28 protein-coding genes are annotated in these 24,782 nt (G+C 36.9%); 26 read left to right on the top strand and 2 right to left on the bottom strand.

Annotated elements, in window-relative coordinates; all coding sequences use genetic code 11:
* Positions 1 to 3: 3 nt before the first annotated feature.
* From QK890_RS05010 to QK890_RS04905, 22 genes are all read left to right on the top strand, one after another.
* Complete coding sequence (locus tag QK890_RS05010; RefSeq protein ID WP_005809392.1) at positions 4 to 1,446, top strand: flippase; 1,443 nt, start codon at positions 4 to 6, stop codon at positions 1,444 to 1,446.
* A gap of 12 nt (positions 1,447 to 1,458) precedes the next feature.
* Positions 1,459 to 2,166, top strand: coding sequence for a CDP-alcohol phosphatidyltransferase family protein (locus tag QK890_RS05005; RefSeq protein WP_005809390.1), 708 nt, complete (start codon positions 1,459 to 1,461; stop codon positions 2,164 to 2,166).
* A gap of 76 nt (positions 2,167 to 2,242) precedes the next feature.
* Positions 2,243 to 3,424: a hypothetical protein gene (locus tag QK890_RS05000; protein WP_005809388.1), complete on the top strand. Its 1,182-nt coding sequence runs from the start codon at positions 2,243 to 2,245 to the stop codon at positions 3,422 to 3,424.
* Between the two features lie 2 nt (positions 3,425 to 3,426).
* Entirely contained in the window at positions 3,427 to 4,140 is a 714-nt protein-coding gene (locus QK890_RS04995; protein WP_032533050.1) for a glycosyltransferase family 2 protein, read from the top strand.
* A complete protein-coding gene (locus QK890_RS04990; RefSeq protein ID WP_229067055.1) occupies positions 4,128 to 5,279 on the top strand; it encodes a glycosyltransferase family 4 protein in 1,152 nt (383 codons plus the stop codon). Before QK890_RS04995 ends, QK890_RS04990 begins: the two co-directional genes overlap by 13 nt.
* On the top strand, positions 5,269 to 5,877 hold the full coding sequence (locus QK890_RS04985; protein ID WP_005809381.1) for a sugar transferase: 609 nt from the start codon (positions 5,269 to 5,271) through the stop codon (positions 5,875 to 5,877). Before QK890_RS04990 ends, QK890_RS04985 begins: the two co-directional genes overlap by 11 nt.
* Positions 5,878 to 5,881: 4 nt before the next feature.
* Positions 5,882 to 6,517 carry a serine O-acetyltransferase gene (locus tag QK890_RS04980; protein ID WP_005809379.1) on the top strand — a complete coding sequence of 212 codons (636 nt, stop codon included), beginning with the start codon at positions 5,882 to 5,884 and terminating at the stop codon, positions 6,515 to 6,517.
* 17 nt (positions 6,518 to 6,534) lie between these two features.
* Positions 6,535 to 6,765, top strand: a complete 231-nt coding sequence (locus QK890_RS04975; RefSeq protein WP_005809376.1) for a hypothetical protein — start codon at positions 6,535 to 6,537, stop codon at positions 6,763 to 6,765.
* The gene (locus QK890_RS04970) at positions 6,765 to 7,799 is read left to right on the top strand and encodes a 3-oxoacyl-ACP synthase III family protein (RefSeq protein ID WP_005809374.1); all 1,035 of its coding nucleotides are present in this window, start codon (positions 6,765 to 6,767) and stop codon (positions 7,797 to 7,799) included. Before QK890_RS04975 ends, QK890_RS04970 begins: the two co-directional genes overlap by 1 nt.
* Position 7,800: 1 nt before the next feature.
* Entirely contained in the window at positions 7,801 to 8,553 is a 753-nt protein-coding gene (locus tag QK890_RS04965; RefSeq protein ID WP_005809372.1) for an SDR family NAD(P)-dependent oxidoreductase, read from the top strand.
* 4 nt (positions 8,554 to 8,557) lie between these two features.
* Positions 8,558 to 8,791: an acyl carrier protein gene (locus tag QK890_RS04960; RefSeq protein ID WP_005809371.1), complete on the top strand. Its 234-nt coding sequence runs from the start codon at positions 8,558 to 8,560 to the stop codon at positions 8,789 to 8,791.
* On the top strand, positions 8,788 to 10,245 hold the full coding sequence (locus QK890_RS04955) for a class I adenylate-forming enzyme family protein (protein ID WP_005809369.1): 1,458 nt from the start codon (positions 8,788 to 8,790) through the stop codon (positions 10,243 to 10,245). Before QK890_RS04960 ends, QK890_RS04955 begins: the two co-directional genes overlap by 4 nt.
* Positions 10,246 to 10,247: 2 nt before the next feature.
* Positions 10,248 to 11,309 (top strand): ketoacyl-ACP synthase III, encoded by a 1,062-nt coding sequence (locus QK890_RS04950; protein ID WP_005809367.1) that lies wholly within the window; start codon positions 10,248 to 10,250, stop codon positions 11,307 to 11,309.
* A 10-nt stretch (positions 11,310 to 11,319) separates the two neighbouring features.
* Positions 11,320 to 12,345: a sugar-transfer associated ATP-grasp domain-containing protein gene (locus tag QK890_RS04945; protein ID WP_005809365.1), complete on the top strand. Its 1,026-nt coding sequence runs from the start codon at positions 11,320 to 11,322 to the stop codon at positions 12,343 to 12,345.
* A gap of 16 nt (positions 12,346 to 12,361) precedes the next feature.
* Positions 12,362 to 13,282, top strand: coding sequence for an aldo/keto reductase (locus tag QK890_RS04940; protein ID WP_005809363.1), 921 nt, complete (start codon positions 12,362 to 12,364; stop codon positions 13,280 to 13,282).
* Positions 13,283 to 13,359: 77 nt separating this feature from the next.
* Positions 13,360 to 13,947 (top strand): MBL fold metallo-hydrolase, encoded by a 588-nt coding sequence (locus QK890_RS04935; protein WP_005809361.1) that lies wholly within the window; start codon positions 13,360 to 13,362, stop codon positions 13,945 to 13,947.
* A gap of 10 nt (positions 13,948 to 13,957) precedes the next feature.
* Positions 13,958 to 14,668, top strand: coding sequence for a hypothetical protein (locus tag QK890_RS04930; RefSeq protein WP_130071578.1), 711 nt, complete (start codon positions 13,958 to 13,960; stop codon positions 14,666 to 14,668).
* A 243-nt stretch (positions 14,669 to 14,911) separates the two neighbouring features.
* Positions 14,912 to 16,042 (top strand): DegT/DnrJ/EryC1/StrS family aminotransferase, encoded by a 1,131-nt coding sequence (locus QK890_RS04925; RefSeq protein WP_367627230.1) that lies wholly within the window; start codon positions 14,912 to 14,914, stop codon positions 16,040 to 16,042.
* A gap of 21 nt (positions 16,043 to 16,063) precedes the next feature.
* The gene (locus tag QK890_RS04920) at positions 16,064 to 16,651 is read left to right on the top strand and encodes an N-acetylmuramidase family protein (RefSeq protein ID WP_005809353.1); all 588 of its coding nucleotides are present in this window, start codon (positions 16,064 to 16,066) and stop codon (positions 16,649 to 16,651) included.
* A gap of 185 nt (positions 16,652 to 16,836) precedes the next feature.
* Complete coding sequence (locus tag QK890_RS04915; RefSeq protein WP_005800702.1) at positions 16,837 to 17,052, top strand: helix-turn-helix transcriptional regulator; 216 nt, start codon at positions 16,837 to 16,839, stop codon at positions 17,050 to 17,052.
* Entirely contained in the window at positions 17,049 to 17,375 is a 327-nt protein-coding gene (locus QK890_RS04910) for a HipA N-terminal domain-containing protein (RefSeq protein ID WP_005800701.1), read from the top strand. Before QK890_RS04915 ends, QK890_RS04910 begins: the two co-directional genes overlap by 4 nt.
* A 1-nt stretch (position 17,376) precedes the next feature.
* Positions 17,377 to 17,712: a HipA domain-containing protein gene (locus tag QK890_RS04905; protein WP_005800700.1), complete on the top strand. Its 336-nt coding sequence runs from the start codon at positions 17,377 to 17,379 to the stop codon at positions 17,710 to 17,712.
* 47 nt (positions 17,713 to 17,759) lie between these two features.
* On the opposite strand, the gene QK890_RS04900 is transcribed toward QK890_RS04905, so the two are convergent.
* Both QK890_RS04900 and QK890_RS04895 read right to left on the bottom strand, forming a co-directional pair.
* Complete coding sequence (locus QK890_RS04900; protein ID WP_005786352.1) at positions 17,760 to 19,334, bottom strand: Rne/Rng family ribonuclease; 1,575 nt, start codon at positions 19,332 to 19,334, stop codon at positions 17,760 to 17,762.
* A gap of 278 nt (positions 19,335 to 19,612) precedes the next feature.
* Positions 19,613 to 19,888: an HU family DNA-binding protein gene (locus QK890_RS04895; protein WP_005776335.1), complete on the bottom strand. Its 276-nt coding sequence runs from the start codon at positions 19,886 to 19,888 to the stop codon at positions 19,613 to 19,615.
* Positions 19,889 to 20,093: 205 nt separating this feature from the next.
* Here QK890_RS04895 and mutY point away from each other — a divergent pair, with 205 nt between their 5' ends.
* From mutY to QK890_RS04875, 4 genes are all read left to right on the top strand, one after another.
* Entirely contained in the window at positions 20,094 to 21,140 is a 1,047-nt protein-coding gene (gene mutY, locus QK890_RS04890; RefSeq protein WP_367627229.1) for an A/G-specific adenine glycosylase, read from the top strand.
* Between the two features lie 45 nt (positions 21,141 to 21,185).
* Positions 21,186 to 22,754 (top strand): arylsulfatase, encoded by a 1,569-nt coding sequence (locus tag QK890_RS04885; RefSeq protein ID WP_005786357.1) that lies wholly within the window; start codon positions 21,186 to 21,188, stop codon positions 22,752 to 22,754.
* 87 nt (positions 22,755 to 22,841) lie between these two features.
* Positions 22,842 to 23,300 (top strand): single-stranded DNA-binding protein, encoded by a 459-nt coding sequence (locus QK890_RS04880; protein ID WP_005786359.1) that lies wholly within the window; start codon positions 22,842 to 22,844, stop codon positions 23,298 to 23,300.
* A 135-nt stretch (positions 23,301 to 23,435) separates the two neighbouring features.
* Positions 23,436 to 24,782: a gliding motility-associated protein GldE gene (locus QK890_RS04875; protein ID WP_005809330.1), complete on the top strand. Its 1,347-nt coding sequence runs from the start codon at positions 23,436 to 23,438 to the stop codon at positions 24,780 to 24,782.

Raw genomic sequence — 24,782 nt, 5'->3', positions numbered from 1 at the left:
TTGATGGGGCAATCTGTTCTAAAAAATTTATTGGCAAAAAGTACGCTTAGCGTATTTAACATACTTATTCCTTTTCTGATATTACCTTATGTTTATCGGGTTTTAGGGCCGGAAAAAGTCGGAGACGTTGAATATGGCACGACTTTGTATACTTATTTTGGATTATTGGGGTTGCTTGGAATATATAATTATGGTTTGAGAGAAATTAGTATAAATAGAAATGATAGAGAAAAAGTTGGAGTAATATGTTCGAACTTATTTTATATAGGTTTTATTAGTAACATACTGTTTTTTGTTCTATATGAAATATTCGTGTTGATTTTTATTAAAGAACCGAATATTCGTTATATAATGTATATTTTGGGCTTTAATCTTATAGCTCAAATCTTTTATATAGAGTGGATGCATGAGGCTTTTGAAGATTTTAGATTTATAACAATAAAGACTGTAATAATAAGGTTGATAAGCGTTGTGTTTATTGTCTTGTTAGTACGTGGGGCTGCCGATTATTTAGTTTATGTTTTGATTATTGTTGGGACTCTTTTTCTTAATAATATAGTTAGTTTTATAAAAGCTCAAAACCGTATTGGTAGAAATATAATTAGTAGCGTAAAAAAAATAGATGTTAGAGTATACGTTATTCCGCTATTATTGATTTTGGTTTTGAATAATACTAATGTATTATACACGATGGCTGATAGAACAATGTTGGGCATATATTCGGAAGCTAAAGATGTAGCTTATTATAGTCTTGGCCAAAAGGTAGCAGAAGCTATTAAAGTCTTATTGTTATCGATTGTGTTTGTGACATTACCTCGTTTATCTTCGTATTTGGAAACTAATAAAGACTTATATATAAGTAGTGTGAGAAAACTAATTCGGCTAATGTTGCTTCTGGTTTTACCTGTTTCCATAGGTATGTTTATGCTTTCAGAACAAATTGTACTTCTTTTTGCAGGTGAACAATATTTAAGTGCTGTGCCTTGTTTTAAAGTTTTTTCTTTGAGAATAATCATTCTGGCTGTAGAGGCAATTCTCTATAATCAAGTAATCTTTTTGCATAGAAAAGAACGGATTTTATTGGTAATGAATCTTTTTTGTGGGGTTCTTAATGTAATATTGAATTTTGTTTTTCTGAAGCATTTTACTCCTTTTATAGCAATCACTACAACTGTATTGTGTGAAATATTGTTTCAGTGTTTTTGTTTGATATATGTTAAAAAGGCATTGCATTTATCATTGCATATCTTTAAAAAGGAAAATTTGTTGTATTTGGGTTTATCACTAATCTTCATTCCGGTGATATGGATTCTTAGCTACTTTGTTAACGTATCTGGATTTATGTTAGTTCTTTTATCTGTAGTTTGTTGTACGATAATCTATATTGGAGGTTTGTATTGGAAAAAAGATGAGCTATTTCTCGAAACAATGAAACGGATATTATAATATTTAATAAATATGAAGATGAATTATTTAGATATCAGGAAGTATTCTCCTATACAAGATTTTAGAACAAGATCTATTGCCGATTTGATTTGCATGTCTGTATCTCCTTTCCTTTCATTATTTTTTATAGCAAAGAAAGTAAGACCTAATTCTATCACTTTGTTAATGATATTGAGTGGGTGTGTGGGTGCTGTTTTGTTTGCGTTACCATGGGGAATAGCTAAGTTAGCTGGAATTTTCTTTTTTTATATGTGGTATATTTTGGATTGCAGTGACGGAGAAGTGGCCAGGGTAACAAAATGTTTTTCAAAATATGGAAAGGAGTTTGATTATTTGGCACATTTAATTTGTCATCCTTTGATGAACCTTGCTTTATGGATTTCTTATATTCAGTTAGACAAGTATGATAGTTTGCTCGTATCTTTCTGTTTTATTACCTTTATTTCGCTGGAGCTTGTTATCAGGAATTATATTTCGTTTGAAACTTATCTTAATGAAGAAGGAAGCGTTCAGGAAGTAAAAAAGAAAAATACGCTTAGATATTTTTTAGTTCAGTTTTGTATATATCCTAATTTTATACTGATATTTCCTATTTTCTTTTGTCTTGATTATTATATGGATATTCCCTCATTTGCAATACTCTGTTTATTCTTGTTTTCTTTTCTTCTGTTGGTTGTAATAGGAAGTTATAAGAATTTGAGAATATTTTATAATAGTTGACTTTTAGATTAAGAAATTTGTTTGTGGCGTTTATAATAAGGATGGTTAGTGATAATTGAGCTACATTAATGGTCGAATGAAGAATCTGTTTTTAATTATATTATTTCTTATTTTAGGTCTAAATCTCTCTACAGCTGTCTGCTATATTTTATTAGCTATAGCTTTTGTGGGATCACTAATATATTTATTTTGTACTAAAAGTAAGATCAGTTATAGAAAAGAAATTGATTTTATACCATTCAGTTTTTTCTTGATATGGATTTATGGTATTGTGATAGGCTTTTTTAATGGAAATAAAAGCGAGTATATCATAGCTAATTTTGCTGGAATGTTTTGCTATATCTTGTATTATTTTCTTGTTTTGTTTAAGGTTTCGGTTTCTAGTTTGGTAAAAATATTATTAGTTGCTACTATATCTACTTCCACCATTGCAAGTGTATATTATATTTTTGACATCATAGGTATTGATAGTTCATTTTTAAATAACTTTCTCGGTGAGATAAATCAAGGGTCTAGTACAGGGCAGTTGAGAGCTTATTTTACAGGATTAACGGTTGGCTTTACTATATGGGTTCTTTCATTTATGTATCTATTAATTGGTAAGTCAGAGAAAAACTTATTTTTGTTTGAAGGCATTAAATCCAGAAATTATATATGGTTGTTCTTGTTGACAACATTTATTTTGTATTTTGCTACAGCATCGAAAGGCTTTATGCTTTCTGGAGTATTTTATTTTTTAGTATTACCGGTCTTGTTGTATGGTAAGAAAATGGTTTCGGGAAAGATGTCGCCAAGTTTTTTTCTTTTTATTGTTTTCATTTTATTAGTCATTGGTGTTTTGGTAGTCTTCGATTATTCTAATATTGTCACAAAGATGTTTGATAGCGAGGATTCATCAAATGCGTTACGTTATTTGCAATTGACATATATAGTAGATGATATTACTATTTTGGGGAAAGGACTTGGTGCTATAATACCTAATTTTTCTCGGAGTGATGAAGCTGAATACGGCTTTGAATTATCTTATATAAATCTTATTCATAAGTTCGGAATTTTTGCTTGCGTACTTTTCTTCAATTGGGCGTATGTATTGTTTAAAGCTAGTTTAAACGTTTATCATAGAAAAAATGTTTTTAATTCTTCACTTTCTTTAGGTTGTATGGGATATTTATTCCCTTCTGCGGGTAATCCTCTTTTAATGCATCCGGCTTGTGTTATTCTCAATTGTATCGCTCTTTATCTATTACGTAAAAAATAGTGATGAAAATATCAGTTTGTCTTGCATCATATAATGGGCAGCTTTTTATAGAGCAACAAATAAAATCAATACTTGCTCAACTTTCGGAATATGATGAATTAATAGTTTCAGATGATTGCTCTACAGATAAAACCTTGGAAATAGTTGAAACACTTAATGATAAGAGAATTAAGATCTTTTCGGGCATTAGGTATGGATCTCCTATTAGAAATTTCGAGAATGCGTTAAAGCATGCAACTGGTGATGTTATTTTTTTGTCAGACCAAGATGATGTATGGCTTCCTAATAAAGTGAAAATAATGACTTCTTATTTTCACCAATATGATGTGGTGGTTAGTAATTGTTCTATTGTAGACAAAGAACTCAATATAATCAAAGATTCTTTTTTTCTATCGGTAAATACTCGAAAAGGTTTTTTTAATAACCTCTATGACAATCATTATTTAGGATGTTGTATGGCTTTTAAGAAAAAAGTATTAGATATCATTTTGCCATTCCCTAAAAAGATTGCGATGCATGATATTTGGATTGGATTATGTGCTGAAGCTTTTTATAAATCCATTTTTGTGGATGATGTTTTGTTGTTGTATAGGCGACACGGAGGTAATGCTTCGCCTACATCGGAGAGAAGCAGTGCTTGTTTGCTTACAAAACTGTGGTATCGGTTTTACTTTTTGATACAAGTTGGTTATCGGATGTTATTATGGAGAAGATGAAAATACAAAAAAGGATTCAAGATCGAGTACTTCTGATAAATCAGTCAGCGGGATATTTGATGGTTGATATTGTGAATGCTTATGCTCAAAAATATTCTGATGTTGTTTTGCTAACAGGAAGTTATAATACGCAAGACAGAGAATTGAACAAATCTGTTAAAATACACAAAATAGCTGTTTATATTCGTTCTTCTTTTTTCATGCGTGCGCTTACATGGTTGATAGCTACATTACAAATTTTTTTCTTGTTACTTTGGAAGTACAGGCATTATAAAATTATTTATGTTACAAATCCTCCTATGTCTTATTTCCCATCACTGATTCTTAAATGTCAGTATTCCATTATTGTTTATGATGTATATCCGAATGCGCTGAATAATATTGGAATATATAAATCTTCTTGGATGTATAAAGTGTGGGTTAAAATTAATAAACGGATATATAGAGCTGCTGATAAAGTGTATACATTGAGTAATGGAATGGCGACTTTGCTTTTAGAATATTGTGATGAAAATAAAATAGAAGTAATTCCTAATTGGGCGGGAATAGAGTCTTTGCAAAGGATTGATAAAGCGAAAAATCCATTTATTAGGGAGCATAATTTATTTAGTAAATTTGTTGTGATGTATTCTGGAAATATAGGATTTACACATAATGTGGAGTCTATTATTGAAATAGCTGAAGTACTTAGAACAGATGAAGATATTGTCTTTCTTATAATTGGAGAGGGCTTGAAAAAGAATGAGTTAATGTTATGTGTAAAGGAAAAAGCGTTGAAAAATTGTTGTTTTTTATCATGGCAAGACTCGAAATGTTTAAAATATTCATTGAGTGCAGCTGATATTTCAATTATAACATTGACTGACGAAACAGCTTTAGCCAGTGTTCCAAGTAAGACTTATAATTTGCTTGGCATAGGTAGTCCTTTATTGTGTATAGCACCCGATGAATCGGAATTGGCACTTTTGGTAAAGGAATATCATTGTGGAAGATGTTTTTCAAAAAATGATGTTTCTTCTATGGCTGATTTTATAAAAAAGTTGAAGGCTGATAGTGAACTTTGGAAAGTTTACTCCAATAACTCCTTGAAAGCCTCATTGAATTATACCTATAAAAATGCAGAACAATATGTATCGTAATTATATTAAACGTTCTATAGATGTTGCTATAGTTATTGTTATTTTATTGATTATTTTGCCTGTTTTATTGGGGGTGATTTTTTTGCTCTATTTTACAAATAAAGGTTCAGGAGTGTTTTTCTTTCAAGAACGTCCAGGAAAGAATGGAAAGATATTCAAAGTTATTAAGTTTAAAACGATGACAGATGAGTTGGATCAACAGGGAAACTTGTTGCCTGATGAAAAAAGATTAACTAAAGTTGGTAAGTTCATTCGTTCTGTTTCTGTAGATGAGTTACCACAATTAATCAATGTGTTAATGGGGGACATGTCGTTAATTGGACCACGACCTTTATTACCTCAATATCTTCCTTTATATAATAAGCAACAAGCTCGGAGGCATTATGTTCGGCCTGGAATTACAGGTTGGGCTCAGGTAAATGGTCGTAATGGCATTTCATGGACAAAGAAATTTGAACTGGATGTGTGGTATGTGGATCATTGCTCTTTTTTACTTGATTTGAAAATTGTTCTATTAACAATAAAAAAGGTTTTTATTCGTGAAGGAATTAGTTCTAATAATTCAATCACGATGGAGCCTTTCACAGGAAATAATTAGTTGTATGAAAGATATTGCAATTTATGGCGCAGGTGGATTTGGAAGAGAAATGGCTTGTGCCATACAGCGGCTTAATTCTCAAGAAACAGTGTGGAATTTTTTGGGCTTTTTTGATGACGGGATAGATAAAGGTGCTCATAACCAATATGGTGAAATCTTAGGGGGGATTGAAGAGTTGAATAGATGGAACTCTCCTATAGCTATTTTAATAGCAATAGCTACTTCTTCTATTAGAAAAATAATTTTGGAAAAAATACATAATAACTTGGTAGACTTTCCAAATTTTGTTTTAGATTTCAGATGTGCTGATCCTAATAATTATTTTTTGGGTAAGGGAAATATTATCTTGGGAACTTTCTTTTCATGTAATGTTCGGATTCAGGATTTTAACATCTTTAATGGAGGTGCTGTGTTGGGACATGATGACGAGATAGGCTCTTACAATACTTTTATGCCTGGTACTCGTATTTCTGGCGAAGTCCATATTGGAGACGAAAATCTTTTTGGTGTAGGTTCTATCGTTTTACAGAAAATATATATTGGAAATAAAGTACGTGTTGGAGCGGGTAGTGTTTTGATGCGTAAGACAAAAGATGGAAATCTGTATATAGGAAATCCAGCTAAATTATTTAAATATTAATTTATAAATATACAATTATGGAATTAATCGATTTTATTGAGAAATTTGCAACACAATTTGATGAAACAGATGTTTCTGTTTTTACTGCAGAGATGGAGTTCAAGAATTTGGATGAATGGTCTTCTTTGATAGCTTTGTCTGTTATAGCTATGGTAGATGAAGAATATGATGTTACATTGAAGGGGGATGATGTTAGAAATGCTGATACTATCGAAGATTTGTTTAATGTGGTAAAAAATAAATTGTAATGGCTTATTTGGAGTTTAGAAATATTAGTATAGCTGGAATAAGTGCAGGCGTCCCTAAACATGTGGAGAAAACAGTCTCCACCACTTCTAAGTATGAAGCAGAGAGTTTCATAGAATCAACAGGGGTAAAAGAAAAAAGATATTCAAACGATTTTACTACTTCTGATTTATGTCAAGCAGCGGCGGAACGTTTATTGGATGACTTAAAATGGAATAAAAATGAAATTGATGCTTTAATTTTTGTGTCTCAAACACCTGATTATATTCTACCTGCAACATCTTGTGTATTACAGGGGAAGATGGGATTTAAAAAAGAGTGTTTTTCTTTGGATATTTCGTTAGGATGCTCGGGATGGGTGTATGGTCTTTCTACATTAATGAGTTTAATGAATGGAGGAAATATAAAGAAAGCACTACTTATGGTTGGCGATGCAAGAAAGCAAGCCTATGAGGAACCAGACCAGTTGTTTGGTTTTGCTGGAACTGTAACGGCATTAGAATACTGTGATTGTGTAGGGAGTTATAGATTTGAACTCGGTACGGATGGAACTGAATATGATGCCATTATAAAGCCTGAGGGAGGAACCCGAAACCAATTAACAGAAAGATCTTTAGATTTGATTGAATGTGAAGATGGACGTAAGAGACATCGTTTACAGACCAGAATGAATGGTTTGGATGTGTTTGCTTTTGGTATAACTACAGCTCCAAAATCAATAAAACGTTTGGGGGAGCATTTTGCCTTTGATTATAAAAAATGTGACTATCTTTTATTGCATCAGGCAAATATAAAGATGAACGAAGCTATAAGGAAAAAATTACAATTGAATAGTGAGCAAGTTCCTTATAGCTTGATAGATTTTGGTAACACATCTTCGGCCTCAATTCCTTTGACTATAGTGACGCAATTAAAAGGTAAGGTTGAGAATAAGTTGACGAAGTTTGTTTGTTGTGGTTTTGGGGTAGGTCTTTCATGGGGAACCGTTGCCTTTGAGACTCGACAATTGATCATATCTGATTTAGTAGAATTGTAAGATGAAAAATCCTTTTTCATTAGAGAACAAGACGATACTTGTCACTGGAGCATCGTCTGGGATAGGAAGAGCTATAGCTATTGAATGTTCTAATATGGGAGCTACATTGATTATATCAGCTCGTGACGAAGCAAGATTGAATGATACATTTGCCCAATTAAGTGGAAAAGAGAGGGCACATCAGTGTATTATTGCGGATTTACTTAATATGGAAGAAATGAATGGTTTGTTGAGTAAAATAGTAAAAATTGATGGGCTTGTTCTTTGTGCTGGTAGGGGGGTAACTTTGCCATATCAATTTGCATCTAGAGAAAAATTTGATGGAATCTTTGATGTTAATTTTTTTAGTCCTGTAGAATTACTTCGTTTGTTGTATAAAGGAAAGAAATTTAATAAAATGGCATCGGTGGTAATTTTAGCCTCCTTAGGTGGTACTCGAATATTCAGCGGTGGCAACTCTATTTATGGAGCGTCTAAAGCTGCATTAAATTCGATCATGAAGTTTTGTGCAAAAGAATTTGCTTCGAGAAAAGTTAGGGTAAATAGTATTTGTCCGGGAATGGTTGATACTCCTATGGTCCATCGTGGAACTATTTCAGAAGAACAACTGAAAGAAGATATGGAACGTTATCCGTTGAAGCGTTATGGGCTTCCGGAAGATGTTGCTTATTCTGCGGTTTATTTATTGTCCGATGCATCTTCGTGGATCACAGGTATAGATTTAATTGTTGATGGAGGAATTTCTATAAAATAATTGTATGGATGTAGAACAAGAAGTTAAAGGGGCTATTTCAAGAATCTTGAATATTGCAGAAGAGAAAGTTACAATGAATCTTTTTATTGGGGATGTTGAAGAATGGGATTCTATGGGAAATATGGCAATTATTGCGGCTTTGGAAGAACAATTTGAGGTGGAATTTCCAGTGGAGGAATTATTTGAACTTACTTCTGTAGCAGCATTCGTTGATATGATAAAATCTTTAAAGAAATGATGGATTTGTCTCATAGTCCTTTATTACAAGCAATTAGTAATAATGCTGAAAAATTTGCCAATAGAGTGGCATTGATTGAGGGTAACAGTCAAGTGAGCTATTCCGAACTTTGGAAGAAAATTATTGATGCAGCATCTTTTCTTTGTTATATTGGTTTACAATATGGTGATAACATTATTCTTTCAGCTCGAAAAGAGCTAGAATTTGTTTATATTTATTTTGGAGCGCATTTGTTAGGTGTTAGGAATGTGGTGATAGATCCAACTTCCAATGATGAAAGGAAACAATATATTGTTTCCACGGTACATCCTAAGTGTATATTTGGATTTTATTGTAAGAATATTCAGTCTATCGATTATAGAGATGTGAGCTTTCGAATGCCAATTATCAGTAATTTATCAAAAGTATCTTTGCATGATGTGGCTGACATAATGTTTACTACAGGTACTACTGGTAATCCTAAGGGAGTTTTGTTGACTCATTTGAATATTTATGCTTCGGCTTATAACATTAATAATTATATGGGTAATACATCTAATGATATAGAACTTTTAGGATTACCCATTTGTCATTCTTTTGGATTAGGGCGTTTGAGATGTACTTTGATAAATGGCGCAACTATTGTGATACTTGGAAACTTTGCAAATATCAAGTTAGTATTTCAGGCTATTGAGCAATATCATGTAACAATGTTTGGAATGGTCCCCGCTGTATGGGCTTATATTAAAAAGTTTAGTGGTACTAAGATTTCTAAATATGCAAATCAGATAAAATATATTGAGATAGGTAGTGCAGCAATGCAAACTAGTGAGAAAGAGGAACTGATGAAATTATTTCCTAATACGAGAATTTGTATGCACTATGGTTTAACAGAGGCTTCACGTTCAACGTTTATAGAGTTTCATCAATCTAAAGGGCATTTAAATTCTATTGGGAAACCTGTTTCGTCAGCCGTAGCTATTCAAATAATGGATAGTATGGGAAAAGAATGTCCTGTTAAGACAGAAGGGGAGATATGTGTAAAGGGCAATATGGTGATTTCTTCATACTTGTTGCCCGAAGATAATCAGAATGCTTTTAGGGATGGGTTCTTCAGAACAGGTGACTGGGGATATAAAGATGAAGATGGATTTATTTATCTAACAGGACGATTAAAAGAAATGATCAATGTTGGAGGAAAGAAAGTCAGTCCTGTGGAAGTAGAGAACGCTATTATTTCCTTGGGCATAGAGGACTGTGTTTGTGTAGGTATAGATGATCCTCGAGGCGTTCTGGGACAGGTTGTAAAGGCTTATTTACTAAAAGGAACATCAAACTTAACATTTGAAGATATTATGATAAGTCTAATGGCTAAACTTGAGCATTTTAAAGTGCCAGTAGAATATGAGTGGGTAGATAAAATTCCCAAAACATTATCAGGAAAGAAACAACGTTTATTATTATGTAAAAAGTAACTATGGCATCATTATCAATAAATCATTTAAAAGTAGTAGGAATGTCGGCTTGTATACCGACACAAATAGAGGAAAACAAGGATTTGTCTATTTTCAAGGATATTGCAGAAGCGGAGAAAACAATTACTTTGACTGGTATCGAGCGTCGTCGTATGGTGACTCCTGGAACTACAGCTTCTGACTTGACGGTGAAAGCTGTTGAAAAAATAATAAAAGATTTAAAATGGGAAAAAGAAACGATTGATTGCTTTATTTACGTATGTACTTCACGAGATTATATTGCTCCTCAAACATCATGTACTCTTCAGCATAGATTGGGGCTGAGTGAAAAGTGTTTTGTCCTTGATTTGCCATTAGGTTGCTCTGGTTGGGTATATGGATTAAGCGTAATTGGTTCACTTCTTTCACATGGTTGTTTTAAACGTGGACTTTTAGTCGCTGCTGAAACAAATACCCAGAACAGGAGTTTAAAGGATCGTACAGTGAGACCTTTATTTGGTGATGCTGCGACTGTTACAGCAGTAGAATATTCTCCGGAAAGTAATAAACCATTCAATTTTGTTTATGGTGTTGATGGTTCTGGATTTGATGCTGTGTGGACTAAATATGGAGGTATGCGCTATCCTACGACCGTGAATAGCTTACAAGAAACAGAGGTGGAGCCAGGAGTTATTCGCAAAGGTACAGATATGGTAGTTAAGGGGATGGATGTGTTTGCTTTTGCCATAAAACGACCGCCGCATTCCTTAAAAGAATTGATTTCGATTTTTAATATAGATACAGATTCTATAGATTTTCTATTCTTGCATCAGGCTAATAAGTTTATTAATGAAAAGATAAGAAAATCACTAAAAATACCTGTTGAGAAAGTTCCTTATTGTATTCAAGATTTTGGTAATGTGACAAGTGCTTCTATCCCTCTTACTATGATTACTCAATGTCAAGATGCGTTGTCTACTAAAAAAAATCATTGCATAGCATGTGGGTTTGGAGTCGGGTTGGCTTGGGCTAGTGTAGAGTTTGAAACAGAAAACATGATTGTTTCTGATTTAGTTGAATATTAATAGCTTTTATATGAATATTGGGCAGACTATATACAAACAATGGAAGGTTTATCGAATTGTAACTGTATTAAAGTATTTTCGGGAAAGTTGGGTTAATAGTAAATTTGTATTGAAAAAATGCCCATCAAAGAATAGAGCGTTTATTTATTTAGATTTGTTATACTGGTATGTTTTTTACGGTGATGATTTTAATGATTATTGTACTTTTACGTTTTGGAATAAGTCTAATAGAGAACGTAAGACATATATATCATTGCGAAGAAATGACGTTCTAAGATATGCTTTTAGTACTCCGGAAGTGCATGAATTGTTCCTTGATAAAGCTAAATTCAATCAGCGATTTCGGAAATATATAAATAGAGGATGGTTAACAACAGTAAATAAGAGTTGGACTGAAATTGTGGAATTTATAATTCAATATAGAGATGTTATTGCTAAACCTTTAAAAGATTACGGAGGGCATGGTGTATTTAAAATATGTACGTCTTCTGATAACTATAAAGATGCATTAGATATTTTGGAACAAAAAATTGTTGCTGGAGAGCAATTTATAATAGAGGAAATTATAACAAATTGTGAGAAACTTAAGAGTTTAGCGCCAGGTTCATTGAATACTATTCGTATTGTTACCGTATTAGATCGGGAAAAACAATTACACATACTGGCTGCATTACTTCGTATGGGTAACGGGGTTGCACTAACTGATAATTATCATGATGGAGGTATGGCTTGTGCGATTGATCTTGAAAGCAGCACTTTGAAAGGGGAGGCTTATAGTATGAATTGTCAAAAATATGAATTACATCCTTATTCTCATATTAAATTTGATAGTTTTATTATTCCTGATTTTGATAAATGTGTTTCAGTGGTAAAAGAGGTTGCATATTATGAGCCTGATGCACGATATGTAGGATGGGATTTGGCTATAACTCCAAATGGTGTTGAACTGTTAGAAGGTAATATTCCTCCAGGGGAAGACATTACTCAAATCGCATCAGGTTGTGGATTATGGTATCAAATGCAAGAATGGAAGTAATCAATAATAATAAATAATGGAATATTTGACACTCAATAATGGCATTGAAATGCCGAAAGTCGGACTTGGTACATTTCTTATTCCTAAAGAGAATATAACAAAAGTTATAGGCGAAGCTTATGATATGGGTTATCGTCAATTTGATACAGCATGGAGATATCATAATGAGAGAGAAATAGCAAAGGCTTTAAAAGCTAATAGTATTAGTCGTGAAGATATTTTTATTACAACAAAAGTAAATGCAGATGCTTTGTATTACTTTGGTTATAAGTACGGTAAACGTAGTCTCTTCAATATTAGATCATTCAGACCGGTTAGAAAAGCAATAGAAGAGTCTTTTGAACATTTGGGAACTGATTATATTGATTTGTTTCTCGTGCATTGGCCTTGGCCGATTTATAGAAAAATGTATAAAGAGCTAACTTCTTTGTATTATGAGGGACGAATAAGAGCAATTGGTGTTTGCTCTTGCTTACCTCCACATCTTGAGGCATTGAAAGATGTGTCAGATGTTATTCCTGCTGTTAATCAGTTTGAAATAAGTCCCCTTAATACACAGAAACAGCTTATTAAGTATTGTCAGGAAAGAGGAATTTGTGTGGAAGCAATGTCTACATTTAGTCATTTTAGATCCAATGAACCAAGAAAAGAAATTATTGAAAGTGAAATAATAAAACCTATTGCGGAGAAATATGGAAAAAGTATTCCACAAATAGTATTACGTTGGTTGATTCAACAGGATATAGCAATAATTCCTAAAACATGGGCCAGGGAACATCTTGAAGAAAACATTTCTCTATTTGATTTTGTGTTGACTACGGAGGAGATGACAATCATTGATTCGCTTGACGAGGGTCAGTTTTTAAATTATAATCCTTACAATGCTTTTAAAGGTCTTCCCAACAGGTATAAGAACTGGGAAGGTTTCAGAAAATGAAAAAGATAGAACTTTTGAGTAAAAAGTTAGAACTCTATCTTCCATTTATAATTGATAGGGTGTTTTAGATAAAGCAAATGGAAGTTATTCGCATAGTTAATTCTGTCTTTAGATCGAACACTTTTTTAATTGAGGATGAAAGTGGAATGTGCTTTTTAGTAGATTGTGGAGACATAGGGTCTATTGTTCGATATTTGCAATGTAAGGAGTTTACTCTTGGGGCAGTATTTATAACTCACGCACATTACGATCATATTTATGGATTGAATGAATTGTTTGAGGTGTACCCTCAACTGATTGTTTATACATCTTTACATGGAAAAGAGGGGCTTTATTCAGATAAACTTAATTTGTCTAAATATCATTCAAATACATTTGTTTTTCAGTATGATAGTGTAGAGACATTACAGGAAAAGCAACTAATAGAGATATCGAAAAATAAACATCTGGAAGTCTATGAAACCCCAGGACATGATTGGAGTTCACTTTGTTATAAAATAGGAAATAATGTTTTTACAGGTGACTCCTATCTACCGCAATATGGTGTAGTAGCAAATCTTCCCAAAAGTGATAAAAATGAAGCTTTGAAGTCTATAGAAAGAATAAAGAACATTTCTATTGGTTGTAACATATTTCCGGGGCATGGAGATATTGTGCAAATTTAATTTCTGTGTTATGAGATTTATTATTGTTATAGTTCTGTTTTTGTTGGGTATATATGGATGTACGACTGATGAGAAAATGCCTTCTCAAGGAGTTATTTTATTAAAACATAAAGTTAATAGTTTGGATAATATTTCGGACTATATTGAAGGGGGATATAATGGTATTGAATTTGACTTGCATATTAGTGATGCATCTCTTTTAGTTTTCTATGATGATCTGGGAAAAGCGAATTCTTTTATCGATTATATCAATTATATAAAAAAGCATCCCAAAGACTATTTCTGGATAGATTTGAAAGAATATACTTTAAAAGGTCTTCTTGAATTTTGCCGGGAAATACCCCCTTTGCCTAATGTTTTTATTGAAACAAATGTGGATGAAGTAGTTGACTTTTTGACGGGTAAAGGGTATAACGTAATATATACTATTCGGCATGTTGGGCATTGGTATGAAAGTAACATCCTGTTATTAAAAGATGAAATTAGTGGAGTAATAGAAAATGATCCTATCACGGGGCTGGCTTCCAATCATGTGATGTATTTTCGTATGAAAGATACTTATCCATTATTTCCTAAATATGTATGGTATACTTCTTCTGAGGGTGAAGTGGATATGGATATACCAGAACAAATATTAACAGACCCATCTGTAGTGGTGTTGCTGTTAGATTTTGATGATGTACATGAGTTGAGGCTTTATGAAGAAAGGGTTAATAAGTAAATATCGATATTGTAAAAATATGTAAATAAAGATAAGTTTGTTTTAAACTTAATCAACGATGAATTGTTTGGAAAGCTGCTACTCTAAAATGAGCCGTTTGATTATTTTTTTAATTATTCCATATTATGCTCGTAGAAAATGTAAGAATCATTAATGTTCTGTTGTAACTAAAGACGTTTCGTATAGTGTTTTAGCAGTAAGAAATAGATGTAAAGTAATCAAATAAACATAGATAATTTCGTTATGAACAAACGAATCTGGCTTTCGCTTGCTCACATGGGTGGCCGTGAGCAAGACTTTATAAAAGAGGCCTTTGATACGAACTGGGTTGTCCCTTTGGGACCTAACGTGGATGCCTTTGAGCAATCTTTGGTTGAATATTTACGTGAGGACCGTCGTGTGGTGGCCTTGAGTGCCGGAACGGCTGCACTTCACTTGGGCTTGATTCTCCTGGGTATAAAACCCGGTGATGAAGTGATCTGCCAAAGTTTTACTTTTGCCGCCTCTGCCAATCCGATTTCTTATCTGGAGGCCAAACCTGTTTTTGTGGACAGTGAGAAGGATACCTGGAATATGGATCCGGTATTACTCGAGGAGGCTATAAAGGACCGTTTGCACAAGACGGGCAAGTTGCCGAAAGCGATCATTCCCGTTCACCTTTACGGTATGCCTGCCAAGATGGACGAGATCATGGATATTGCGGGTCGTTATGGTATCCCCGTATTGGAGGATGCTGCGGAGGCTTTGGGTTCGGAACTGAACGGACGGAAGTGTGGCACATTCGGTGAACTGGCCGCTCTCTCTTTCAATGGCAACAAGATGATCACGACTTCCGGTGGAGGTGCTCTGATCTGTCGTACGGAAGAGGAGGCCCGACAGACAAAGTTCTACGCTACGCAGGCTCGTGATGCCGCTCCGCATTACCAGCATACCCATATCGGTTACAATTACCGTATGAGCAACATCTGTGCGGGTATCGGTCGTGGGCAGATGTTTGTCCTCGATGAACATATTGCCCGTCGCCGTGCCATTCACTCTTTGTATGTTGATTTGCTGAAAGATGTGGCGGGTATTACGGTCATGGAGAACCCTGATTCGCGGTTTGCTTCCAACTTTTGGCTTACTTGTATTCTGGTTGATCCGAAGCTTGCGGGTAAGAGTCGTGAGGATATCCGTTTGAAGCTGGACTCCGAGAACATAGAGACACGTCCTTTGTGGAAGCCGATGCATCTTCAGCCTGTGTTCACGGATGCTCCGTTCTATGGGAATGGTACGAGTGAGAGGTTGTTCGATATCGGCTTGTGTCTGCCTTCGGGACCTACATTGACAGATGAGGATATCAGGAGAGTGGTGGATACGATCAGAGCGATATAAATAAAATAAATCTAATTACTCATGGAAAACTTAACAGAAAATGATTTTCAGCGTGTGGCGGATTTACTTGGCATTGAGGTAGCAGTGGTAAAAGCTGTACAGGCAGTTGAGACCGGTGGGCATGGGGGCTTTGTGGCTCCGGGGCGACCGATGATCTTATTCGAAGGTCACATCTTTTGGCGTGAACTCAAGAAGCGGGGACTTGATCCGGATAGGTATGTTGCGGGCAATGAAAATATTCTTTATCCTAAATGGGAGAAGGGTCATTATTATGGCGGGATGAAAGAGTATGAACGTCTGGAAAAGGCCCGGGAAATACATAAAGAAGCTGCTGACGCTTCCACTTCATGGGGAATGTTCCAAGTGATGGGCTTTAACTATGCGATGTGCGGGTATGGCAGTGTGGAGGAAATGGTGAAAGATATGTGTGTCGGAGAAGATAAGCAACTGGAAGCTTTTGCGAGGTTTGTGAAACTTGCTAAGTTGCAGTCCTATCTGGAGCAGAAAGACTGGGTCGGGTTTGCCAGGAGGTATAATGGACCCGGATATGCCCAAAATCAGTACGATAAAAAACTGGAAGAGGCTTATCGGAAGTTTACGAAGGAATAGAAATGTAATAGATAGGAGAAAATAGGTTTTACTGAAAATATCAGGAAAGTCATAGATGTAATCAGATATAATGAGTGAAAATATACCCAAATGGGTATAGATTCCTGTCTTGCTCCCACTTTTATACCATATCGGGTATAAAAGTGGGAGTCTTTTTATTGTATTTGTACCTAAACGGGTATAATATGGGAAATCAAACAATAGCAGAGTATGTGAAGCGGATGCGTAGGGAAACAGGGCTTACGCAGGTGGATTTATCAGAGAAGGCAGGTGTCGGATTGCGTTTTGTACGAGAGCTGGAGCAGGGAAAAGAATCTCTCCGGCTGGATAAAGTAAATCAGGTACTTAGCTTATTTGGTAGTCAGGTAGGAGTAGTGCCAACTAGAAAAGAAGAGTTATGAAAAAGGCTGAAATTTATGTTAGCAATCAGTTAGCCGGCATTTTGATTGAAGATGAAAATGGTTTTTCTTTCACTTATACAGACGAATATATTTCAAAAGGGAACCGACGACCTGTTAGTCTGACGCTTCCGATAACTCATGTCCCCTATACAAGCTCTGTGCTGTTTCCTTTCTTTGATGGATTAATCCCTGAAGGATGGTTGCTTGATATTGCGGAACAAAGTTGGAAGATAAGTAGTCGGGATAGAATGGCTTTGCTGCTGGCTTGTTGTAAGGATTGCATAGGAGATAGTACTCTTCTCTTGGATTACGGGAAATTCTGATATGCATTTGAAGAACTTTTCTTTATATAGTACGAAACCTGTTAATTATATTCTGACACCCGCTTATGACTTACTGTCAACGAAGTTAGTCCTTCCTGCCGATTCTGAGGAATTGGCATTAACCCTTAATGGGAAGGAGAAGAAAATAAAGAAGTCGGACTTTGTTGTTGCAATGAACTCGATCGGCTTGGAAGATAAGATTATTGAAAATGTTTTTAATAAGTTTGATCACCTTCAGTCTAAATGGGAAGAGTTTATAGATGTTTCTTTTATACAAGAAACAACCAAAGAAAGGTATAAGGAACTTATACATGAAAATTGGAAAAGGATTAAGTGATAGCTCAATAAAAAGAAAGGCGACTTGATTGCAAGCCGCCTTTCTTTTTATTTAATCTCAAATTCTTCCTTCATATCAATCTCTTCTCCATGTGAATCGTAGAATACGTATTCAAGAAAAGCGAGTTTCTGACTCGGAATAATTTTAATACCAAATCCGTATTTCATCTGCCATTTGCGTTTCAGCGACATAAGTCCCTGATTCAAATAAGCAGCCACATACGGGTGGATGTGCAGTGAGAATTTCTTTATCTTCAGTTTATTGACCAGATAATCAATTTTACTCTCCAGTGTGTCCGTAAAGAGGATGGACGATTTGATGGTGCCTTTACCAAAGCAAGTCGGACAGGTTTCTGTAGTGTTCACGTCCATGGCCGGGCGAACCCGTTGGCGTGTAATTTGCATCAGTCCGAATTTGCTTAAGGGCAGAATGTTGTGACGCGCCCTGTCTTTTTGCATATTGGCACACATACGTTCGTAAAGCTTCTGACGATTTTCGGCTTCATTCATGTCGATGAAATCCACCACAATGATACCACCCATATCCCTTAGTCTTAACTGGCGTGCCAACTCATCGGCAGCTCCCAGGTTAACTTCGAGTGCATTACCTTCCTGTCCGTTGGCATTCTTGGTGCGGTTACCGCTGTTCACGTCTACTACGTGAAGCGCCTCAGTGTGCTCAATAATCAGGTAGGCACCACTCTTGTAGGATACTGTTTTACCAAAAGACGATTTAATCTGTTTGGTGATACCAAAATTGTCATAAATGGGAAGCTGACCTTTGTATAATTTGACAATGCCTGCCCGTTCGGGGGCAATCAGTGTCACATAATCCCTGATTTCGTTGAATACCGCTTCGTTGTTGACGTAGATATTTTCGAACGAGGGATTGAAAAGGTCGCGTAACAAGGCTACGGCACGGCTGGTTTCCTCATAAATCAGTGTAGGAAACTTTGTAGCCTTTTGTACCTTGGTGATACTTTCTTCCCAGTGCTTCAGCAATACTTTAAGCTCTCCGTCGAGTTCGGCAACACGTTTGCCTTCTGCCACTGTGCGTACGATCACTCCGAAGTTTTTCGGTTTGATGCTCATCAGTAACTGTTTCAGGCGCGCACGTTCTTCGCTCGATTTAATTTTTTGAGAAACGGAAACCTTATCATTAAAAGGAATCAGTACCAGATATCTTCCTGCAAACGAGATTTCGGAAGTCAGGCGTGGTCCCTTGGTAGAGATAGGTTCCTTTACGATTTGCACCACTACTTCTTGTCCTACCTTTAATGTATTGGCTACAGTGCCATCCTTGTCAAGGTCGGGAAGCAGGGTTGCTTTCGAAATGGGATTAAGCTTTTTTTTGTCGCTTAAAGTCTGCTTTACGTACTTTTCGAGTGAGTTAAATTGAGGACCCAGGTCTAAATAATGAAGGAAAGCATCTTTCTCATAACCGACATCCACGAAGCAAGCATTCAGTCCGGGCATCAATTTCTTGACACGGCCTAAATACATATTGCCCACCGAAAAAGAAATATTTCTTCCTTCGCTTTGAAGTTCCACCAGACTCTTGTCCTCAAGTAGGGCGATGGATACTTCTTTGGGCTGTACGTCTACTACTAGTTCGCTTGTCACCTCTATTTCCTATATTATTTAATTTTGTAAAAAATGAACGAATAACTCAATGGGTTTGTTCATTCAATCGGGCATTTAAACAAAGAACAAACTCGAAAGACATAGCTTCACAAGTTTGTTCTTTATTTCTGTCCAGATTCAGACTAAAAATTACTTTTTGCTTTTATGTCTGTTCTTTCTTAGTCTTTTTTTACGCTTGTGCGTAGACATTTTATGTCTTTTTTTCTTCTTTCCGCTTGGCATAGCTTCAAAATTTTATGGGTTAATACTCTTGTTTATTATTTCTTTACCGAAAGGGTGAATGTCTTAGCTGGTTTGAACGCCGGAATGTTGTGTTCCGGAATGATGATAGTCGTATTCTTAGAAATATTACGAGCGGTTTTTTGAGCTCTTTTCTTTACGACGAAGCTACCAAATCCACGGAGGTAAACATTCTCGTCCTTAGACAAAGAATCTTTCACTGCATCCATAAATGCCTCAACTGTTGTAAGTACTGTTACTTTGTCAACACCGGTGTTCTTTGCAATTTCGTTTACAATATCTGCTTTAGTCATTTTTCCTTAAAAAAAATATTATTACTATGTTCTTTCTAATTTTTTGGACTGCAAATATATAGCTTTTTAGTCTCCCAAAAAAATATATCCCGAACAATTTTCTAAAAAAGTCGCTTCATTAAGCTTTCTTAGTTCGTAATTAAACGAAAATGACTACTTTTGTGCAAGGATAAAGTTAACAAAAAGAAGAATCCGTCCAAAAAGCATGAACCGGAATTTCAGCAATGCAATAGAGAATTGGTACAAGGAATATAAACGTGAACTTCCCTGGAGGGATTCGGCAGATCCGTATGTAATATGGATATCGGAAATCATTCTTCAGCAAACGCGTGTGGTGCAGGGGTACGATTATTTCGTCCGCTTTATGAAACGTTTTCCCGATGTCGCCACTTTGGCCGAGGCGGATGAAGACGAAGTGATGAAGTATTGGCAGGGACTGGGCTATTATTCGCGTGCCCGTAATTTGCATGCCGCCGCCAAGAGCATGAATGGGGTGTTTCCGAAAACTTATCCTGAGGTGCGCGCCCTCAAAGGGGTAGGGGAGTATACAGCCGCTGCCATTTGTTCTTTTGCGTATAACATGCCTTATGCGGTGGTCGATGGAAATGTATATCGAGTACTGTCGCGTTATCTGGGCATCGATACTCCGATTGATTCTACGGAAGGGAAAAAATTGTTTGCGGCTGTGGCGGATGAATTGCTGGATAGAAAGAACCCCGCATTATACAATCAGGCTATTATGGACTTCGGAGCGATCCAATGTTCTCCTCAAACTCCCAACTGCATGTTTTGTCCATTGGCTGACAGTTGTGCGGCGCTGGCAAAGGGGACAGTGGTGGAGCTTCCGGTCAAGCAGCACAAAATAAAAACGACCAATCGTTATTTCAATTATATATATGTACGCATGGGCGTGCATACTTTCATAAATAAAAGGATGGGAAATGATATCTGGAGAAATCTGTTCGAGCTTCCGTTGATTGAAACTCCGGTTGCTGTTTCGGAGGAGGAATTTTTGGCACTGCCCGAGTTCAAGGCATTGTTTGCCCCCAAGGAACTTCCGGTAGTCCGTTCGGTTTGCCGGGACGTGAAACACGTGCTTTCCCACCGGGTGATTTATGCCAATTTTTATATAGTAGATCTTCCGGAAGATAGTCATTCGTTTGCTGCTTATCAAAAAATAAAGGCTGAAGAGCTGGAACAATATGCCGTCTCAAAACTGGTGCATGCCTTTATAGAGAAATACATCGATTGAAATAGAAACTGAATATATTTTGTTGAATTATAAATATCTAAAATTATGAAACGACCTTACTTACTATTAGCCTGTCTTTCTCCCGTAGCTTGCCTGATGGCCGCAAGTGGACAAAAAGGAGGAAAAAACAAACAGAAGGTGAATGACCGACAACTGCCGAATGTGGTGTTTATCTATGCAGATGATTTGGGATATGGCGATCTGGAATGTTATGGAGCTAAAAATGTACAAACTCCTAATGTTAACCGTTTGGCATCCGAAGGTATTCGCTTTACTAATGCGCATGCTACTGCGGCTACCAGTACTCCTTCACGTTACTCCATGCTTACGGGAGAATATGCCTGGCGTCGTCCGGGAACGGATGTAGCAGCCGGAAATGCCGGAATGATTATCCGTCCGGAAGATTACACGATGGCCGATATGTTTAAAAATTCCGGTTATGTGACTGCTGCTCTCGGTAAATGGCATTTGGGACTGGGAGATAAAAGCGGAGAGCAAGACTGGAATGCTCCACTTCCCGCTGCATTGGGGGATTTGGGATTTGACTATTCATACATTATGGCTGCTACTGCCGACCGTGTGCCCTGTGTATTTATTGAAAACGGAAAAGTGGCAAACTATGACCCGAGTGCCCCTATCGAAGTCAGCTACCGCAAACCTTTTGAAGGAGAACCTTTAGGGAAAGATCATCCGGAGCTGTTGTATAACCAGAAACACAGTCATGGACATGATATGGCTATCGTAAACGGAATCGGCCGCATCGGTTATATGAAAGGGGGAGGCAAGGCTTTATGGAAAGATGAAAATATTGCCGACTCGATCACTACACATGCCATCAACTTTATTCGCGAACATAAGGATGAACCGTTCTTTATGTATTTTGCAACGAATGATGTGCACGTTCCACGCTTTCCACACGAGCGTTTCCGTGGTAAGAATCCGATGGGGGTGCGCGGAGATGCCATTGTACAGTTCGACTGGAGTGTAGGGCAAATCCTGGAAACACTTGACAAGCTGGGACTTTCTGAAAACACATTGATTATTCTTTCCAGTGATAACGGTCCTGTTGTGGATGATGGTTATCAGGATCGTGCAGAGGAGCTGCTCAACGGGCACAGTCCGGCAGGTCCGCTGCGTGGCAACAAATATAGTGCTTTCGAAGGTGGAACCCGTATTCCCGCCATTGTGCGCTGGCCTAAGAAAATTACTCAGCCGCAGGTGTCGGATGTATTGGTTTCACAAATCGACTGGCTGGCCTCTTTAGCTTCCCTGGTTGATGCAAGGGTTCCCAAAGGAGCGGCTCCCGATAGTTTTGACCGTCTGGGCAACTGGCTGGGAACGGATTCTACCGACCGTCCTTGGGTGATTGAGCAAGCCTCTAACCACACACTGTCAGTACGTACCAAGGACTGGAAATACATTGAACCTAACGACGGCCCTCACATGATAACCTGGGGACCTAAAATAGAAACGGGTAATCTGAGCATTCCGCAATTGTATGACATGACTAAAGATTATGAACAGGAGAATCTTGCAGAGAAGAATCCAGCCAAGCTTTTTGAATTGCAAACCATTTTGAGAAAAGTGCGCAATAAAACTTATAGAGCTTTATAAAAGTTGTAACAATTCTTGCATTCTATTGTTATTCTATTTAATTTTGGCAACGAAATTCGGTATTTAGAAACATAAAATTCTGAGAATATGTCAGTAAATAAAGTGATATTGATAGGAAATGTCGGAAAGGACCCTGAAGTGAGATATTTGGATACAGGTATTGCTGTAGCCAGTTTTCCTTTGGCTACGACCGACCGCGCATATACTTTGTCGAATGGTACACAAGTACCTGAACGGACCGAATGGCACAATCTTGTCCTTTGGCGCGGACTGGCAGAAACTGCCGAAAAGTATGTACATAAAGGTGATAAGCTCTATGTGGAGGGGAAAATAAGAACCCGTTCTTATGATGACCAGAATGGGGCTAAACGCTATGTTACCGAGATTTTTGTGGATAATATGGAAATGCTCACTCCGAAAGGTACCGGTTCGGGATCGTATGCTCCGGCACAGCAGCAGGCTGCTGCTCCCGTGAGATCTCAATCGCAACAACCGCAGCAACCGGTGTCTTCGCAAGATAATTCGGCGGATGACCTGCCGTTTTAATGGTTAATGGCTACAAGTTAAGAGTTAGAATTGCCATCCGGCATCTAACCTTAACTTGTAGTGATAACTTTTAGCTGACAACTTGTGGCACATGATTTGCATGTAGCTACTTATTATTAACTTAAAACCAATATTTTGGACCCAGACGCTTATTTATGCCAATTGGCAGAAATTTTTAACGGAATATCCGTAAACACACCTTCATTATCGGCAATAATAGCCATTATTCTGGCAGGTTTGCTCCTGCTCGCCTCGGGCTTTGCTTCGGCATCCGAAATCGCTTTCTTCTCACTTTCGCCTTCCGATCTGAATGATATAGAAGAAGGCAATCATCCTTCTGATGGGAAAATCAGCAATCTGCTCGCAGACTCCGAACGTTTGTTGGCAACCATTCTTATCACAAACAACTTTGTGAATGTTACCATTATCATGCTCTGTAACTTCTTCTTCATGAATGTCTTTGTCTTTCATTCGCCTCTTGCAGAGTTTTTGATACTGACTGTTATCCTGACTTTCCTCTTGTTGCTTTTCGGAGAGATTATGCCTAAGATCTATTCGGCCCAGAAGACATTGGCTTTCTGCCGTTTCTCCGCTCCGGTCATCTATATGTTGCGTAAAGTATTTGCTCCTATCTCTGCTGTGTTAGTACATTCTACGGCTTTCTTGAATAAACATTTTGCCAAAAAGAATCACAATATATCGGTTGACGAACTTTCTCATGCCCTTGAACTGACCGACAAGGCCGAACTTACGGAAGAAAATAATATACTGGAAGGCATCATTCGTTTTGGTGGCGAAACAGCCAAGGAGGTTATGACTTCCCGCCTCGACGTGGTCGATCTTGATATACGTACTCCTTTTAAAGATGTAATTCAATGTATTATCGACAATGCATATTCCCGTATCCCCATCTATTCGGGCACACGTGATAATATCAAGGGGGTACTTTATATCAAGGATTTGTTGCCCCACCTTAATAAGGGTGACAATTTCCGTTGGCAGTCACTGATCCGTCCGGCATATTTTGTGCCGGAAACTAAAATGATCGATGATCTTTTACGTGATTTCCAGGCAAATAAGATTCATATTGCCATTGTTGTGGATGAATTCGGGGGTACATCGGGAATTGTGACAATGGAGGATATCATTGAAGAGATCGTTGGGGAGATTCATGATGAATATGATGATGAAGAGCGTACCTATACGGTGATTAACGATCATACCTGGGTGTTTGAGGCTAAAACGCAGTTGACCGATTTTTATAAGATTACGAAGGTCGACGAAGATGATTTTGACAAAGTAGATGGAGATGCCGATACACTGGCCGGACTGTTGCTCGAGATAAAGGGAGAATTTCCGGCACTCCACGAGAAGGTTCTCTATCATCGATACGAATTTGAAGTGCTGGCTATGGACAGCCGGAGAATCCTGAAAGTGAAGTTTACCGTTAACGAGCCTTCCCCAGAGGAAGAAACCTCCTGA

Source organism: Bacteroides sp. NGMCC 1.200775, from assembly GCF_040798045.1.
Taxonomy (GTDB): domain Bacteria; phylum Bacteroidota; class Bacteroidia; order Bacteroidales; family Bacteroidaceae; genus Bacteroides; species Bacteroides hominis.
Note: the sequence above shows the minus strand (reverse complement) of the source record. Positions and strands in the feature narration are given on the sequence as shown.